This window comes from Lentzea sokolovensis (assembly GCF_033949975.1).
GTDB classification, from domain to species: Bacteria; Actinomycetota; Actinomycetes; order Mycobacteriales; family Pseudonocardiaceae; genus Lentzea; species Lentzea sokolovensis.
Genome location: NZ_JAXAVU010000004.1, coordinates 414,124 through 429,893, shown reverse-complemented (window position 1 = coordinate 429,893; position 15,770 = coordinate 414,124). Strand labels below are relative to the sequence as shown.

At 70.0% G+C, this 15,770-nt stretch carries 15 protein-coding genes; 7 read left to right on the top strand and 8 right to left on the bottom strand.

The window, feature by feature from the left end:
* Positions 1-8: 8 nt before the first annotated feature.
* The 4 genes from SK854_RS07500 to SK854_RS07485 all read right to left on the bottom strand — a co-directional run bounded on the left by SK854_RS07500 (position 9) and on the right by SK854_RS07485 (position 3,910).
* Complete coding sequence (locus SK854_RS07500; protein ID WP_455032260.1) at positions 9-1,064, bottom strand: sensor histidine kinase; 1,056 nt, start codon at positions 1,062-1,064, stop codon at positions 9-11.
* A 122-nt stretch (positions 1,065-1,186) separates the two neighbouring features.
* Positions 1,187-2,314 carry a BMP family lipoprotein gene (locus tag SK854_RS07495; protein ID WP_319974890.1) on the bottom strand — a complete coding sequence of 376 codons (1,128 nt, stop codon included), beginning with the start codon at positions 2,312-2,314 and terminating at the stop codon, positions 1,187-1,189.
* A gap of 82 nt (positions 2,315-2,396) precedes the next feature.
* Complete coding sequence (locus tag SK854_RS07490; protein WP_319974259.1) at positions 2,397-2,921, bottom strand: GNAT family N-acetyltransferase; 525 nt, start codon at positions 2,919-2,921, stop codon at positions 2,397-2,399.
* Positions 2,918-3,910: a hypothetical protein gene (locus SK854_RS07485; protein ID WP_319974258.1), complete on the bottom strand. Its 993-nt coding sequence runs from the start codon at positions 3,908-3,910 to the stop codon at positions 2,918-2,920. Before SK854_RS07485 ends, SK854_RS07490 begins: the two co-directional genes overlap by 4 nt.
* A 133-nt stretch (positions 3,911-4,043) precedes the next feature.
* On the opposite strand from SK854_RS07485, the gene SK854_RS07480 reads away from it, so the two are divergent.
* The 7 genes from SK854_RS07480 (at position 4,044) to SK854_RS07450 (ending at position 12,266) form a co-directional block, all read left to right on the top strand.
* Positions 4,044-4,610, top strand: a complete 567-nt coding sequence (locus SK854_RS07480) for a MerR family transcriptional regulator (RefSeq protein WP_319974257.1) — start codon at positions 4,044-4,046, stop codon at positions 4,608-4,610.
* Positions 4,607-6,928 carry a VIT domain-containing protein gene (locus SK854_RS07475; RefSeq protein WP_319974256.1) on the top strand — a complete coding sequence of 774 codons (2,322 nt, stop codon included), beginning with the start codon at positions 4,607-4,609 and terminating at the stop codon, positions 6,926-6,928. The genes SK854_RS07480 and SK854_RS07475 overlap by 4 nt, the downstream gene beginning before the upstream one ends.
* Before the next feature lie 45 nt (positions 6,929-6,973).
* Positions 6,974-8,908 carry a GH36-type glycosyl hydrolase domain-containing protein gene (locus SK854_RS07470; protein ID WP_319974255.1) on the top strand — a complete coding sequence of 645 codons (1,935 nt, stop codon included), beginning with the start codon at positions 6,974-6,976 and terminating at the stop codon, positions 8,906-8,908.
* A gap of 30 nt (positions 8,909-8,938) precedes the next feature.
* Positions 8,939-9,208, top strand: coding sequence for a hypothetical protein (locus tag SK854_RS07465; protein WP_319974254.1), 270 nt, complete (start codon positions 8,939-8,941; stop codon positions 9,206-9,208).
* Between the two features lie 63 nt (positions 9,209-9,271).
* Entirely contained in the window at positions 9,272-10,672 is a 1,401-nt protein-coding gene (locus tag SK854_RS07460; protein WP_319974253.1) for a fatty acid desaturase, read from the top strand.
* A gap of 10 nt (positions 10,673-10,682) precedes the next feature.
* Positions 10,683-11,291, top strand: coding sequence for a TetR/AcrR family transcriptional regulator (locus SK854_RS07455; RefSeq protein ID WP_319974252.1), 609 nt, complete (start codon positions 10,683-10,685; stop codon positions 11,289-11,291).
* Between the two features lie 21 nt (positions 11,292-11,312).
* The gene (locus SK854_RS07450; protein ID WP_319974251.1) at positions 11,313-12,266 is read left to right on the top strand and encodes an SDR family NAD(P)-dependent oxidoreductase; all 954 of its coding nucleotides are present in this window, start codon (positions 11,313-11,315) and stop codon (positions 12,264-12,266) included.
* Here the strand turns inward: SK854_RS07450 and SK854_RS07445 are convergent.
* From SK854_RS07445 to SK854_RS07430, 4 genes are read right to left on the bottom strand one after another with little or no spacing between them, the layout of a single operon-like run.
* Complete coding sequence (locus tag SK854_RS07445; RefSeq protein ID WP_319974250.1) at positions 12,263-12,619, bottom strand: 5-carboxymethyl-2-hydroxymuconate Delta-isomerase; 357 nt, start codon at positions 12,617-12,619, stop codon at positions 12,263-12,265. The genes SK854_RS07450 and SK854_RS07445 overlap by 4 nt on opposite strands.
* Positions 12,583-14,532 carry a HEAT repeat domain-containing protein gene (locus SK854_RS07440; RefSeq protein WP_319974249.1) on the bottom strand — a complete coding sequence of 650 codons (1,950 nt, stop codon included), beginning with the start codon at positions 14,530-14,532 and terminating at the stop codon, positions 12,583-12,585. Before SK854_RS07440 ends, SK854_RS07445 begins: the two co-directional genes overlap by 37 nt.
* 59 nt (positions 14,533-14,591) lie before the next feature.
* The gene (locus SK854_RS07435; RefSeq protein WP_319974248.1) at positions 14,592-15,257 is read right to left on the bottom strand and encodes a GNAT family N-acetyltransferase; all 666 of its coding nucleotides are present in this window, start codon (positions 15,255-15,257) and stop codon (positions 14,592-14,594) included.
* Positions 15,254-15,757 carry a winged helix-turn-helix transcriptional regulator gene (locus SK854_RS07430; RefSeq protein WP_319974247.1) on the bottom strand — a complete coding sequence of 168 codons (504 nt, stop codon included), beginning with the start codon at positions 15,755-15,757 and terminating at the stop codon, positions 15,254-15,256. Before SK854_RS07430 ends, SK854_RS07435 begins: the two co-directional genes overlap by 4 nt.
* Positions 15,758-15,770 lie beyond the last annotated feature (13 nt).

Genomic DNA, 15,770 nt, shown 5'->3' with positions numbered 1-15,770 from the left:
GCCTCGCGTCACGGTGCGGGCAATCGCACTGTGACGCGAAGCCCGCCATCGGTTCGAGGCGTGAGGGTGAGAGTGCCGTCGTGTGCGTGGGTGATGCTCTTGACGATCGCCAGCCCGAGCCCGACCCCCGCGTGATGGCGGCGGACGCGTTCGGCGCCGCGCTGGAACGGCTCGGTCAGCGTCGACACCAGGTGCTGCGTGAGCTGCTCGCCGGTGTTCTCCACGGTGAGCGTGACGAACGCGGGCCCGGCCGCGGTGCAGACCCGCACGGTGCCGCTTTCGGCGAGGTTGTGGACGATCGCGTTGTGCACGAGGTTCGTCGTGATCTGCAACAACAACGCGGGTGAGCCGACGGCGAGAGCGAGGTCGCCGGACGTCTCGATGGTGACACCGTGCTTCTCCGCCAGGGGAAGCAACGTCTCGGTGGCCTCCTCGGCGACCAGCGACAGATCGACCCGCTCCTTGACGAACGACCGCTGATCGGCCCGGCTGAGCAACAGCAACGCCTCGGTCAGGTCGATCGCCCGCGCGTTGACGACGTGCAACCGCTCGACGAGCTCGTCGGAGTCGCGGTCCTTGCGGGCCACGTCGAGCAACGTCTGAGTCACCGCCAGCGGGGTGCGCAACTCGTGAGAGGCGTTGGCCGCGAACCGCTGCTGCTCGGCGACGTGCGTCTCCAGCCGCCCCAGCATGGCGTCGAAGGCGTCCGCGAGCTCGTGGAACTCGTCCGAACGCCCAGGCAACTCGATGCGATGCGAGAGCGAGCCGGTGGCGACGACGCGCGTGGCGTCGGTGATGCGGTCGAGCGGCGCGAGCATGCGCCCGGCCAGGAACCAGCCGCCCAGAAGCCCGAACACCAGCAGGAAGCACAGCACGCCGACGATGAACGGCGCGAAGGAGCCCAGGAGCCGCCCACGGTTGATCATGAAGTCGCCGGTGGGGGTGAGGATCCAGCCGGTGGGCAGGAAGTACGTGTAGTAGACGAGCACCGCGGCCATCAGCAGGATGCCGGTGAGCACGAGGAAACCGGCATAGCTGATGGTGAGTTTGAGGCGGACGCTCACACCCGGTGCCCTGTCCACGCCCGCCTCCCCAGCCCGTCGCCGCGAGGCTAGAGGACGGGCCATATCGCCCGCGTATCCACAGCGCGGCTGGTGGGGTTCGACGAACCCCACCAGCGTGAGCACTACGGCGTGTCCGCGACCTTGATCTTGCCGTCGACGATGTCCTTCTTGTAGCCCTCGAGAATGCCCTGCAGCTTCGCGTCGATCTTCCCGCCCGACGTCGCGTACCCCATGCCGTTGACCTTCAGGTCGAAGACCTTGGGCAGTGACGCGAGGTTGTTGGCGGCGGCCGCGTGGAAGAAGTCGTAGACGGCGACGTCCACGCGCTTGAGGCTCGACGCCACGATGACGTCCCTGTTGGCGGCGAGGGTCGGCTGGTTGTACTGGTCGGCGTCGCAGCCGATCGCGAGCACGCCCGCCTGCTTGACCGCGGCGAACACGCCGATGCCGGACGCGCCGGCGGCCGGGTAGACGACGTCGGCGCCCTTGTCGATCAGGCCCTTCGCGGCCTCCTGGCCCTTCGGCGGGTCCTGGAAGCCGGTGAAGTCGCCGGCCGGGGTGATGTACTTCTTGTCGATCTTGACCTTGGGCGCGGCGGTGCGGGCGCCCTGGTTGTAGCCCGCCTCGAACTTCTGGATCAGCGGGATGTCCACGCCGCCGACGAAGCCCACGTGGCACTTCTTGCTCTGGTAGGCGGCGACGACGCCCGCGAGGAACGCGCCCTCCTGCTCGGCGAAGACCAGGGGCGTCACGTTGGCGGCGCCTTCGACCGCGGAGTCGACCAGGCCGAACTTGACGTTCGGGAACTCCGGTGCGACCACCTTGAGCGACTCGGTGTACGCGAAGCCGACGCCGACGATCGGGTTGAAGCCCTCGGACGCGAGCTGACGCAGGCGGGTCTGCTTCGCGGCCTCGTCCTCGTTCGGCGCGGCGGAGAGCTCGCGGGTGTTCTCCTTCTTGACGCCCATGTCCTTGATCGCCTGGTCGAACCCGAGGGCGGCGAGGTCGTTGAACGACGCGTCGCCGCGGCCGCCGATGTCGTAGGCCAGGCCGATCTTCAACGCGCTACCGTCGACCTTGTCGCCGCTCGCGGCGCTGGTGCTCGACGTGGCGGGCGCGGTGGGCGGCGTCGAGAACTCGCAGGCGCTGCCGGACGCGGTGGGCGTGGTGCCACCACCGGAGTCCTTCGCGCAGGCGCTCACCACCATGAGGCTGGTCAGCGCGATCGCGGCCACGGCGGTGCCACGCATACGACGACGCACGGTTCGTCTCCTCTAACTCGGCTTTAGGAGGCGGACGGTACCTCGCACCTCGATCAAACCGGTTGAGAGTTCACTTACTGGGATCGAGATCTTTACGGAAGACGAGGAAGTCGCACGGGCACGCCAGGCGCGGTACCAGGAACGGATATGCGTCTTCCAGGCTGTCCTTGCGCACGACCTGATAGCCGATCCTCGTGTACCAGCCGCGCAGGAACTCCTTGACCGGATGCGCCCACCCCTGCGGCACCAGCAGTTCCAGCTGCATCTCCGCGTAGCCGCGCTCACGGCCCCAGTTCTCGGCGAACGACACGAGGTCGCGGCCGATGCCGGTGCCGCGCTCTTCCGGCGCGGCGACCAGCATCCCGAACTCGCCGACGCCGTCCTCGATCTCGTGCACGCGCACCGAACCCACGATGCGGTCGTCCGACTTGAGCACCGCGATCTGCCCGGTGGCGATCAGCTCCGCCACCTCCTCCGGGGTGGTCCGGGCGCTGCCCTCCTGCCAGATCCCCTTTTCCGCCTCGGCGTACACGCGGTTGATCAGGCCGGCGATCTCCGCGGCCAGTCCGGTGTCGGAGATCAGGACAGGAGTCACCACGGCGACGGCTGGGAGATCTTGGCGAGCTCGTCCGCGTGCTGGAGCACACCGAGTTCCCGCAACATCCGGTCGCGTTGGGTGGGGTCGTGCGCGACGTGCGACGCGTGCAGCGCCTTGCGCAGACGGGCTTTGCGGCGCGGCGTCCACCGGCTGGCCAGTGCCAGCTTCGCGGCGCGCAGGGCGGCCTTGTCACGGGTGCGCGCGGCGGCGTCCCGGTGGTCGTCGCCCAGGCCCAGCAACGACAACAGGCGTTCGCGGAGCTCACGGCCCACGCGTGCCCAGGTCGTCGTGCGCTGCCGGGAGGCGCGGATCTCGATGCCGAGCGCGAGGTGCAGCATCACCAGGCCGAGGACCGGTCCGAGCAGGACGCGGGCGGTACCGGCGACCGGACCGGACAGGCTGAAGGCCGCGAAGGCGGCGAACGCGGTCAGCGCCCACGCCACCAGGCGGGCAGGACCGGGGCGGCCGTCCCGGCGCACGCCACCGCGCATGGCCCAGCCACACGCGACGAGTGCTGCCTCCATCACGGAGAACAGGACGACCCGCTCCACGACGTCGGTGATGCCCAGGCGCTGCTCGAAGAACCGCCACGACGTGTCCACGCTGACGCCGATGCTCATGAGCGCGACGGCGTAGAAACCCTTGGCACCGGCGGGCTTGGAAGGCTCCGCGGGCTCCGCGGGTGGTTCAGGAGCGGGGGAGGTGGCCTCCGCCTTGTCGAGCTCGGCGATCAGTTCCGGTGTCAGCAGCACGTGACCGCCCGTGTCGGTCATGCCGTTGCGGGCACGCCACTCGTTCACGATCGTCCTGGCGTGGGAAGCGGTGGGTACCACCTGGCCCTGCTTGTGCAGCCAGCGCCGGACGTCCTCGACCGTGCCGCCGCGCGGCATGTTCTCCAGCGCGTAAACGATCTGGGCCTTCTTGGTGCTCAACCGGCCTAACTCGGCGCGGTGGTCGGTCAGGGTGCCGACCTCGTCCGTGGTCACTCGTGCTCTCCGTCCTCATGTGGGGTGGGCTTGCAGGGGCACGCGGACGCGCTGGACCCTACCCGGCTACCAGGCGTGAACATCATCGGTTTCGACGTTGACACTGTCACGGTTGCAGTGTCAGTATCGAGGGGTGTGGACGCTCGACGAGTTGCTGGACCGTGTCTCCGCCGCGCTGACGGCGGAGTACTCGGGCGCGCCCAACGGCCGCGTCCGGGACGTGCCCGACAAACGGGCCGTCCGCTGGTACGCGACGACGGGGCTGGTCGACCGGCCATCGGCGATGCGCGGCCGCACCGCGTTGTACGAGAAGCGCCACCTGCTCCAGCTCGTGGCGGTGAAGAGACTTCAGTCGCAGGGGAGGACGCTGGCCGACATCCAGGCGGAGCTCGCAGGCGCCACCGACACGGCTCTGGCGGCCGTCGCCCGCGTCCCGGAACACCTGCTCGACTCCGGTGACGCACCGCAGCCGGAGGCCGTTCGCCCGAGGTTCTGGGCCGAACCCGTTGCCGCACCGCCCGCTCCACCCGCATCTCCGGAGGCGTTCGCGCTCAACGGCGTGGCGCTCGGCGGAGGTGCCGTCGTCCTGGTGCCGGGGACGCCGACCGCCGCCGACCGCGCCGACATCGCCGCCGCCGCCCGCCCACTGCTCGACCTGCTCGCCGCCCGTGGCCTGCTCAACGAAAGGGACCCGTCATGACCATCTCCGTCGCCCCGATGAAGGCCGCCGAAGCCGACCGCATCGGCCGGACGACCGAGGACGCGGGTGTCGGTGCGCTGCGCACCGAACGCGGCAACCTGCCGCTGGAGCGGCTCGACGTGCGAGCGACGGTCACCGGCCTCGTCGGCCGCGTCGTGCTGACGACCGGATTCGTGAACACCTACGACACCGCTCTCGAAGCGACCTATGTGTTCCCGTTGCCGGATCGCGCCGCCGTCACCGGCATGAAGATGACCGCCGGCGACCGCACCGTGGAAGCCGACCTGCAGGAACGTGCGCAGGCTCGCCAGACGTACGACGACGCGATCGCCGCGGGCAGAAGAGCGTCGATCGTGGAGGAAGAACGGCCCGACGTCTTCACCATGCGCGTGGGCAACATCCCGGCCGGCGAGCGGGTCACCGTCGAGCTGACGATGGTGGGGCCGCTGGTGTTCGAGGACGGCGCGGCCACGTTCCGGTTCCCGCTGGTGGTGGCACCGAGGTACGTGCCGGGCACGCCGCTGGAGGGCCCATCGGTGGGTGACGGGTACGCGCAGGACACCGACGTGGTGCCGGACGCGTCGCGCATCACGCCGCCCGTGCTGCTGCCGGGCTTCCCGAACCCCGTGCGGCTGGGCATCGGCGTGGAGATCGACCCGGCCGGCCTGGAGCTCGGCGAGGTGCGGTCGAGCCTGCACACCGTGGTCGCCGAGGGCAACACCGTGACGGTCGCGCCGGGTGAGTGGGTCGACCGCGACTTCGTGCTTCGCCTGGCGTACCGGGGAAACAGCTCCGCCGTCGTGTGCGTGCCGGACCTGGACGACAGCGGTGAGGGCACCTACCAGCTGACCGTTCTGCCGCCCGAGCCCGAGGCCCCGGTCCGTGCGCGGGACGTCGTGCTGCTGCTCGACCGCTCCGGCAGCATGTCGGGCTGGAAGATGGTCGCGGCCAGGCGCGCGGCGGCCCGGATCGTGGACACGCTGACCGCGGACGACACGTTCTCGGTGATCACCTTCGACGACCGCCTGGAACGGCCGGAGACTCTCGGTTCGGCGCTGGTCACGGCCACCGACCGGCATCGGTTCCGCGCCGTCGAACACCTGGCGGTCGTGCAGGCCCGCGGCGGCACCGAGATGTACGAGCCGTTGCGGCAGGGCCTGAGCCTGCTCGCCGACGCGACCTCGGAGCGCGACCCCGTCCTCGTGCTGGTCACGGACGGCCAGGTCGGCAACGAGGACCAGATGCTGCGAGACATCGCACCGATGATCAACCGGACGCGGATCCACGCCGTCGGCATCGACACGGCCGTCAACGCGGGCTTCCTCGGCAGGCTCGCCGCCGCCGGTGCGGGCCGCTGCGAACTGGTCGAGAGCGAGGACCGGCTGGACGAGGCGATGACGCACATCCAGCGGCGCATCGGCGCGCCCGTCGTCACCGACGTGGTGGTGTCGCCGTCGTCCGATCTGCCCCGGCAGCCCACGGCGATCTATCCGGGCGTGCCGCTGGTCGCCTTCGGCCGGTACCAGGGCGCGGCGCCGGAGTCGTTCAGCGTGCGCGGCCGGACCAGGGACGGCGCGGACTGGCAGGAGACGGTGGCCGTTCAGCGGCACACGTCACCGGCCGTCCGGGCGCAGTGGGCCCGTGCCGCGCTGCGTGACCTGGAGGACCGGTACGCGGTCGGTGACCGGACGCTGGAGTCGTCGATCGTCCAGACCTCGTTGAAGTTCGGGGTGTTGTGCCGCTTCACCGCGTTCGTGGCGGTGGACGAGCGGGTGGTGTCCGACGGGACGGTGCACCGGGTGGTGCAGCCGGTCGAGCAGCCCGCGGGATGGGAGCGTCCGGCGCCGGGGTTCGCGATGCCGGTGGCGTCGGCGAGCTTCGCCGGTGCCGCGCCCGGTGGCGGCTACGGCGCACCGCCGCCGCCCATGGCCGCCGCGCCGATGGCCAGGGCAGCGGCGCCGAAGCGGATGCGCGACTCCGCGTCGATGCCCGTGCCGCCACCGATGCCCATGCCCGTGCCGGTGCAGGAACCCACCGACCTGCGGGAGATCGTCGCGCTGGAGGTCCAGCGCCTCGAGAAGGACGTGGCACTGCCCTCGTGGGAGCGTCGCGACCTGCTCGCCGACCTGGCCAGCCGGCTCGGCACCCTGATCGCCGGTCGGCAGGGCGATGCCCACGCGCCGTTGCACGGCCTGGTCGCGGCGATCACGGCCGGGGGAGACGTCGACGTGCTCTGGGCGCGGGCACTGGAGGTGCTGCGGGAGTTCGTGGCGGGGAAGCCCGCCGAGCCGGAGCGCCGTCGCAGGTTCTGGCGCTGATCGGACGATTGCCCGCCGGGTGGTCGTGCCGGAACGCTCTCCCGTGTGAGCGCGTTCGGTGAGTGGACGACAGTCGAGGGCCTGCCCGCGTTCGAGTACCGGGCGGGCCCTCGGCCGTGGGATCCGATCATCGACCCGCCGTCGTCGACGCATCGGGTGCACCTGGGCAACCGCCGGATCACCCTGGTCGCCGACAGCGACGGGCTGTTCGGGCTCTGGGACGAGCACCTCGGGTGCCGGTGGATCGCCGAGCACACCGGTGTCGCGCGGTTCGGTGACCTGCCGATCGTCTCCTCCGTGAAGCTGTTCGGGCCGACTTTCTGCCGGATGGCGGTGGTTTCGGGCGACGTCGACATCGAACGCACGGTGCTGTGCCCGGAGGGCGAGGTGCCGTGGGTGTTGATCAGGGTCGACGTGCTCAACCGGGGCGATGTGGCGTTGCGTCGGTCGTGGACCGAGGAGTGGGGCGTGCGGCCGCGCCTCGTGGATCTGGAGTTCGGGCCCGTGCGCGGAGATGCTCCGCCGGACGCACCCGTGGTGGCGCTGGAGAACTTCGGCGGCGAACGGGTAGCGACCACCGCCGGGTCACTGGTGGTCAGGAGCGAGCTGGACGTGCCACCAGGGGAGCGGACGACGGTGTGGTTCCGGTTCGGGCTGCTGGACGATCCCGCCGACCCGGCGGCGATCTACACGACCAGTCTGGCGGGACTGCGCGAGCGGCTCCCGTCCGGCGCGTCCAGCCGCGCTCCCGAGGCCGTCGCCGAGATTCCCTGGCACGCGGCCCTGCTCACCGGCGCTGCCTGCGTCGACGGTGTGCTCGGCGGTCACACGCTGAACCAGGGGTCCGCCTACTCGTTCCGGCACGGTTTCAACGGCGCCGCACGGGATCCGTTGCAGCACGCCCTGCCGTTGGTGCACCTCGAACCGGACCTCGCCCTGTCGGTGCTGCGCAACACCTGTGCCTGGGGAAGCCCGGACGGCGACCTCCCGTACGCCCTCGACGGCCGCAAGCAACCGTGGACGCAACTGTTCCGCCCGTCCGACCAGAACCTGTGGGCGCTCTGGCTCGCCGCCGAGTACGCGGCCGCGACCGGTGATCTCGCCGCGTTCAGCGAGCCCGTGCCGTACCACCCGTGTCACGGTGCCGATCCTGTTTCGCTCGCCGAGAATCTGCGGCGTCAGTTCCGGTTCTTCGTGGACGAGGTGGGCGTGGGAGAGCACGGCCACGTCCGGATCCTCAACGCCGACTGGAACGACCTCGCGATCAAAGAGTCCGGTGTGGACCGTGAGCTGATGATCGAACGCGGCGAGTCGGTCCTGAACTCGGCGATGGCCGCCTGGGTGCTTCCGCTGTACGCGGACCTCGCCGAACGACTGGGCGACGACGCGACGGCTGCCGAGGCACGCGAACGCGCCGCGGCACTCCGTTCGCTGGTCGCAGGGGAGTGGAACGGCCGTTGGTTCCGGCGCGCACACGGCCCTGGCGGCAAGGTCGTCGGCGAGCACGACCTGTGGCTGGAGGTGCAGCCGTGGGCGATCCTGTGCGGTGCCGCCACTTTGGACCAAGCGCGCGCACTGCTCACCACGATCGACGAGACGTGCCGGGCCGGTTCGCCGCTGGGCGCTCGTCATCGCTGGCCCGTTCCGGACGGCACGCACGGCCAGGTGTGGTTCTCGGTCAACATGACACTGATCTGGGCGGCCTCGCGCTACTTCCCGGACCTGGCCTGGGACGAGTGGCGGCGCATGACCCTGCACGCGCACACGGCCGCTTATCCAGACGTGTGGACGGGCACGCTTTCCGGCCCCGACTGCTATCTCGCGCCGGAGAGCGACCGTCCCGGCGAGACGTGGGCGTTGCCCGACTTCGGCACCGCGATGCAGGCGTACCCCGTCGCGAACCTGCACAGCCACTCCCAGCCGTTGCTCGCTCATCTGCGGTTGACCGGTGTCGTACCTCGATTCGGTGAACGAGCGTGACGTACCAGGGACTTGTGCGGTCCTGATGTCGTGACCCTGCGCCAGTTGCCCGAGGACGAGCGGCTGTCGCTCGTCGAGCAGACCGCCCTGTGCCACCCGGCCGTGCACAGCGTCGAACTGTCCTCCGAGGACGAGATCCGCGTCGAGGTCGTGGTGTGGCGCGGAAGTTCGCCGTTGCGGACCGTGCACGACATCACCGCCGCTCTCGGTGCCGTGCTTCCAGGCGTGCCCGTACGCCTGGCGGTATCGGCCGTCGCCTACAGGAGGCGCGCCACCACTCTGCTCGCGGTTTACAAATAGTGCCCTCTTGTCAAACCGGCTTTACATGTCCTACCGTTTTGTCAACCTCCTGAGGAGCGTGGCATGAGCGACATGAAGGCAACGGTGCCCGTCGGCTCAACCGAGCAGTGGACGGACGGCAAGCGGTACCTGTGGCTGCTGGGGCTGGTCGTGCCGTCCCTGGCGTTCCTGGCGATCGGGATGCACGCGGCGACGGGCTGGGGCGTGTGGTTCTGGATCGGCCCGATCGTGGTGCTGGTCATCGTCCCGGCGATCGACCTCTTCGCGGGCCTCGACCGCAGCAATCCTCCCGACGACGTGATCGAGCGGCTGGAGAACGACCGCTACTACCGCTGGATCACCTACCTGTTCCTGCCGATCCAGTACGTCGGTTTCGTGGTGGCGTTCTGGCTGATCGCGCGCGGAGATCTGTCCGTTGTGGACAAGATCGGTCTGGCGGTGTCGATCGGGTGCATCGGCGGTATCGGCATCAACACGGCGCACGAACTGGGCCACAAGAAGGAGAGTCACGAGCGCTGGCTGTCCAAGATCGCGCTGGCGCAGAGCTTCTACGGCCACTTCTACATCGAGCACAACCGCGGCCACCACGTGCGGGTCGCGACCCCGGAGGACCCGGCGAGCAGCAGGGTGGGCGAGAGCTTCTACCGGTTCTGGCCGCGCACCGTGTTCGGTTCGGTCAAGTCCGCGTGGCGGCTCGAACGCAAGCGCTACGGGCGGCGCGACCGGCACCCGTACCGGCTGGGCAACGACGTGCTCAACGCGTGGCTGATGTCCGCGGTGCTGTGGGCGGCGATGATCATCTGGCTCGGCGCGGGCATCGTGCCGTACCTGCTGATCCAGGCAGTGATCGGCTTCTCGCTGCTGGAGGTCGTGAACTACATGGAGCACTACGGGATGTTGCGGCAGAAGGTCGGGGCCCCGGACCGCAGGCGGTACGAGCGGGTCGATCCCAGCCACAGCTGGAACTCGAACAACATCGCCACGAACGTCCTGCTCTACCACCTGCAGCGGCACAGCGACCACCACGCCAACCCGACCCGGCGCTACCAGACGCTGCGCGACTTCGCCGAGTCCCCGGTGCTGCCGACCGGCTACGCGGGCATGATCCTGCTGGCACTGGTGCCGCCGTTGTGGCGGCGCGTGATGGACCCGCGGGTCCAGGGCCACTTCGGCGGCGACATCGGCCGCGCCAACATCCAGCCCGGCAAGCGCGCGAAGGTCCTGGCCCGCTACGGCGGCGTGGACACCGGCGAGGAGGTCGTCACCGACACCCGTGGCGACGCGACCGCGGGCGGCATGTGCCCGGGCTGTGGTTACGTCTACGACGAGAAGACCGGTGACCCGCGCGAGGGCTTCCCCGCCGGAACGCGGTGGTCCGACATCCCGGACTCCTGGTGCTGCCCGGACTGCGGCGTGCGCGAGAAGATCGACTTCGTGGCGCCGGGACGCGTCGGCACGGCCTAGGATCGCTCGTATGGGCGGGACTTCAGCGGCGACCTCCGGCCGGCGGCAGCCGATCATCGAGGCGGCCATCGAGATGACCGCCCGCGACGGCTGGGCCGCGGTCACCATGACGCGGCTCGCCGAGCAGGTCGGGGTCAGCCGCCAGACCGTCTACAACGAGATCGGCTCGAAGAACTCCCTGGCCGACGCCATGCTCGCCCACGAGCTCGGCCGGTTCCTCGCTGTGATCGGCGCCGCGTTCGACCGTCACGCCGACGACCTGGTCGAGGCCATCTACGACGCCGTCCGCGACGTCCTCGACCTGGCCCGCGACAACCTGCTGGTCCGCGCCATCGCCTCGGCGACGCACGGCGCGGACACCGAACTGGTGCCGCTGCTGACCACCCACGCCGAAACCCTGCTGATCGAGGTCAAGACGATGCTCGCCGCGCGGGTCGAGTCCTACCGGCCGGGCCTCACGGGCGAGCAGATCGAGGTGCTGATCGACCTCATGACCCGGACGGTGCTCAGCCACGTCGTCCAGCCGACGGGCACCCCGGCCAGCACCGCCGACGGCCTAGCGTGGCTCGCGTCACGTGTGCTGGAGGAGCCCGCGAGGAAACCGCTCCGCTACGGCTGACGAATGCATGGGGTGAAGAGTGTGAGCGGACTGTTCCGCGTACTGGACACCGTCGCGGACCGGCTCGTGGTCCCCGGCTACTCGAAGCTGGGTTTTCAGCTCCGCCGTCGCGGCTGGCCCGACCTGAAGCCCGATGCGTTGCGCGGCAGGAGAGCCGTCGTGACCGGAGCCGGCACGGGCATCGGCAAGGCGACCGCGCTGGGCCTGGCCCGCCTCGGCGCCGAGGTGGTCCTCGTGGTGCGCGACGAACGCAAGGGCGCCGCCGCTCGCGACGAGATCGTCGCCGCGGTGCCCGGCGCTGTGGTGGAGATCAGGCTTTGTGACCTGTCGAGCCAGGAGTCCGTGCGCCGGTTCGCCGCGGAAACGCAGGACGACCGTCTCGACATCCTGGTGCACAACGCCGGCGTCCTGCCTCAGGAGCGCACGGAGACCGAAGACGGCCACGAGCTGACGTTCGCCACGCACGTGCTGGGCCCGTTGCTGATGACCGACCTGCTGCGCCCGCTCCTCGCCGCGTCCCAGGACCCGCGAGTCGTGCTCGTCTCGTCGGGAGGCATGTACACCCAACGCCTCCGCGCGGACGACCCCGAGTACCGCGAAGGCGACTACCGCGGCGCGACCGCCTACGCCCGCACGAAACGCATGCAGGTCACGCTCGCCCCACTGCTGACCGAGCGCTACGCCCAGGACGGCATCGGTGTGCACGCCATGCACCCGGGCTGGGCCGACACCCCGGGCGTCGCCGGTTCGCTGCCGGGCTTCCACCAGCTGACCAAGACGTTCCTGCGCACCGCCGAGGAAGGCGCGGACACCATCGTCTGGCTGGCCGCGACCAGCCCCGCACCCCGCTCCGGCCAGTTCTGGCACGACCGCCGTGCGCGCCCGACACACCTGCTGCCCACCACCGGCGAGAAGCCCGAGGACGTCGTCGCGTTCTGGCAGCACTGCACCAGCGCGGTCGGGATCCTGCCCTAGAGAACCACCTTCTGGTACTGCTCGCGATCCATGTCGTAGACCTCCAGCGTCACCTGGGTCGGCAGCCCCTCGACCGGCTTGAGGTGATCCCGGGCGATCCCGAGACTCACCCGCCCGACCTCCTGCTTGAGCTCGACCGACCGCCCGGTCAGCAACCCGACCCGGACGTGGATCATCGCCGCCGCCGACCCGTCCCCGATCACGGACTCCTCGATCTGCCGGAACCGCGTCTTGAACGCCGACACCTCCGCGCTGACCAGCGGCCCGACGGCCTGGTGCAACGCGAGGGCGAAGGCGCGGCGGTCGAACGCGTCGCTCAGTTCGGCGGAGTACTCGACGGTGATCTGTGGCATGGGCTCACGCTACCGGCGGCGGCCAGGACCTCGCGGACCGTCTCGCACAGCAGATCATCATCTGGGATTCCCCTGGTGGGACGCACGTCCGTGGTGAGCAACGGCCGCAACACGGATACGGCCGGTGCGGCGAGAGTGCCCAGCGACACCAGATTGCCGACAGCGCGAATGCAATAGCGGCCGAAGACTCCGTCCGAACTGATCGCCAACCGTGTGGCGGTGGCGAACGAGAGCCCGTCCTCAGGGTCTCCGGTCATCCGCCACAGCGCGTATTGGAGTTCCACCAGCGCCCATCCGCGATGCAGCGCTGTTCGGTCGCGCACCCGGTCCGCGAGCCTGGCCGCTGCCGGGCCCAGTTGGGCCAGCACCTCGGCGTGCTGCCGCAGGTTGGGGTCGTCCGCCTGGAGGTGGACCAGGAGTTCTCCGGGCTCGCCGGTCACCTTCCACCGGCGTACTGCCGCCCTCGTGGAGACCGGAACGTCTTTGGCGGCCACGACCGCGGGCAGCGCCGCCTCGCGTGCTTCCTCGGAATCCAATGCGATGAGGGCGTCCAGTGCCCAGTCTTCTGCCTCCGTGCCGATGAACGACGTGATCTCCGCGAAGGCGTCCCGGGCGTCAGGACCCCAGTTCGCCAGCACCAGCAGCAAGTCTCGTTGCTCCACGAGCATGCTCGACGACGTCAGTCGCCGCCGGACGCCCGGCAGCAGTTGCGCGGCAGCGGGGCGTAACAGCTTGAGCAGGTTGGACAGCGACGGGCCGTTGCATCCGGCGGAGCGCGAGAGCGTGTGGCCGGGTGCGTCGAGCAGGTCCGCGACCAGGCCGACGGCTTCGGGAGCGCCGATCTTGACCAAGGCCTGCAGGGCAGGCAGGGCCACGGCGGGTTCGTCCTCGCACGCGTCGAGCAGCTGTGCCGTCCAGGGCGCGGCCGCCCGGCCGGCGGACGCGAGGATCGAGGCTGCGGACCGCCGCTGCCGGGAGTCGGGATCGGACAGCCGGTTCGCGACGAGCGGCAGGAGCGTCGTGACGGGGGAACGCCAGCGCTCCATCACGGCCGCGGCGGTGGTCAGCGCGTTGGTGCGGCGGTCGGCATCGGCGCTGCCCAGCAGGGTCGCGGCCAGCCTGGTTCTGCCGTCCCGGTCGTCGTCGAGAAAGTCGTTCGTCCACCACAGGAGCCGTCCGACGACCCGTCGTCCTACCGACCAGACGTCGTGCCACACAGCCAGATCTGCGGTGGACAGGTAGGACGCGGCCTCGTCGACGTGCCGGGGGTCGCGGCCGCCGAGCCCGCAGTGGCGTGCCGCCATAGCCCCGGCGAACCGGAGTGCGGGGTTTTCGTTCTCGCGCAAGGAGGAAAGCCAGTCGATCACCTCCACCGGCCATTCTCCGGACGTGTCGCGCAGCAGTTGGGCGGCGGCCAGCACGTACTTGAGCCGGGCCGCCTCATCGAGTTCCTCGTGCCACCTCGCGAGCAACGCGGGCAACACGTGCGCGACCTGGTCGGCGGCCTGTCCCAACGGGGACGCGGCCGCTCTGCGGACGACCGGATCGGGGTCGGAGAGCAGGTCGAGCAGCCGCGGCAGTGCTTCCTGCCATGCCGTCGGCCACGCGGCGTTGACGTACTCGGGATCGGCCTTCCGCGCGGTCTGGGCGAGGTCGCCGATGAACCTGATGGCCGCGTCTCGCAAAGCGAAACCCGGATCATGGGCCCACAGCACGAGAACGGGGAGTACGGGTGGTGCGGCGGACAGGATTCCGCCACCCTGGTGGTACACCTTGTTGTGCAGTTCACCGAATGCATCGGGATCGGTGGCGCTGGCGAGGAGCAGAGCGGGAATGTCCTCTGCGGAGCCGTAGTGGTGCTGCAGAGACACCCACGGGACGTTGTCGACCATGGGCGAGAGATCCTGGGACATCCAGGCGACTTCTTTTCGAATCGGACCGCCAACGGACGGTCATGTCCCCTCAGCCTAGGTCATGCGGCCTCGGAATGAGTGAGGATCAGGAGTTCCGTGCTCAGCCGCAGCCGGAACCCGAGCTTCTCGTACAGCCGAATCGCCCCGGCGTTGGACGCGAGCACGTGCAGGAACGGCGTCTCCCCACGCTCCTGGATGCCGTGCGCGACAGCCAGCAACAGCCGCGTCCCCAACGCCTGCCCACGCGCGTCCGGATGCGTGCAGACCGCACTGATCTCGGTGTAACCGGGCACGCGCAGCCGTTCGCCGGCCATCGCCACCAACCGGCCGTCACGCCGGATGCCCAGATACGCACCCATCTCGATGGTGCGCGGCAGGAACGGGCCCGGCCGCGTGAGTTCCGCGAGCGCCATCATCTCCGGAACATCCGCGGCACCAAGGCGGACGGCCGCGGGTTCCTGTGCGGCCGCGAGGTCCTCGCCGACGTACTGCAGCAGCGGCAGGCGTCCCTCGATCTCCCAGCCGGACGGAGGCTCGTGGCCGGTCACGGCGGCATGTGGGGCCAGTGCGGCGAGGTCGAGCCAGTCGCCTTCGGACGGTGAAGGAGGCAGTGCCACGAACGGCGACATGTCCGTCGGGTAGCGCAGCACGTTGCCCTTGTGTTCGGCGAACTGGGCGTGCGGGCCGGTCAGGGCCGAGTGGGCGGCGTGGTCGAGCGGGTTCATGCGAGCGGCTCCATCAGGCGGCGGGGCGTGTTGAGCAACGCCGAGACGGGATCGGGGTTGGCGTTGCCCGGTTCGAAGCCCGGGCCGGGGTCCACGCGGGTGTCCGCGGCGGGAACCAGGCCGCCGCAGGTGGCGCAGCGGCCCTCCGCATCGAGGCGACCGTTGTCTGCTGCGTGCCAGAAGGTGCGTTTTTCGCCGTTGGGGGAGTAGTGGTCGTCGCCCCAGGTCATCATCGCCCGCAGGATCGGCCAGAGCTGGACGCCCTTGGCGGTGAGCCGGTACTCGCCGTCGGTGTGGGCGAGCACGTCCTCCTGCACGAGGAACTTCAGGCGGTTGGTCAGGACGGCGCGCGGGATGCCCAGCTGGGTCGCGAAGTCGCCGAACCGGCTGATGCCGAGGAAGGCGTCGCGGACGATCAGCAACGTCCACCGCTCGCCGACGATCTCCAGCGCTCGTGCCAACGAGCAGTTGCGGTCCGCGTAGGTGCTGGGCAGTGCCATGGTTTCCACAGTA

Coding starts and splice junctions, on each gene's coding strand:
- SK854_RS07475 (WP_319974256.1), top strand. CDS start 4,607: ATGACCATCTCCGTCGCCCCGATGAAGGCCGCCGAAGCCGACCGCATC.
- SK854_RS07435 (WP_319974248.1), bottom strand. CDS start 15,257: ATGAACCCGCTCGACCACGCCGCCCACTCGGCCCTGACCGGCCCGCAC.
- SK854_RS07455 (WP_319974252.1), top strand. CDS start 10,683: ATGGGCGGGACTTCAGCGGCGACCTCCGGCCGGCGGCAGCCGATCATC.
- SK854_RS07460 (WP_319974253.1), top strand. CDS start 9,272: ATGAGCGACATGAAGGCAACGGTGCCCGTCGGCTCAACCGAGCAGTGG.
- SK854_RS07445 (WP_319974250.1), bottom strand. CDS start 12,619: ATGCCACAGATCACCGTCGAGTACTCCGCCGAACTGAGCGACGCGTTC.
- SK854_RS07495 (WP_319974890.1), bottom strand. CDS start 2,314: ATGCGTGGCACCGCCGTGGCCGCGATCGCGCTGACCAGCCTCATGGTG.
- SK854_RS07440 (WP_319974249.1), bottom strand. CDS start 14,532: ATGTCCCAGGATCTCTCGCCCATGGTCGACAACGTCCCGTGGGTGTCT.
- SK854_RS07430 (WP_319974247.1), bottom strand. CDS start 15,757: ATGGCACTGCCCAGCACCTACGCGGACCGCAACTGCTCGTTGGCACGA.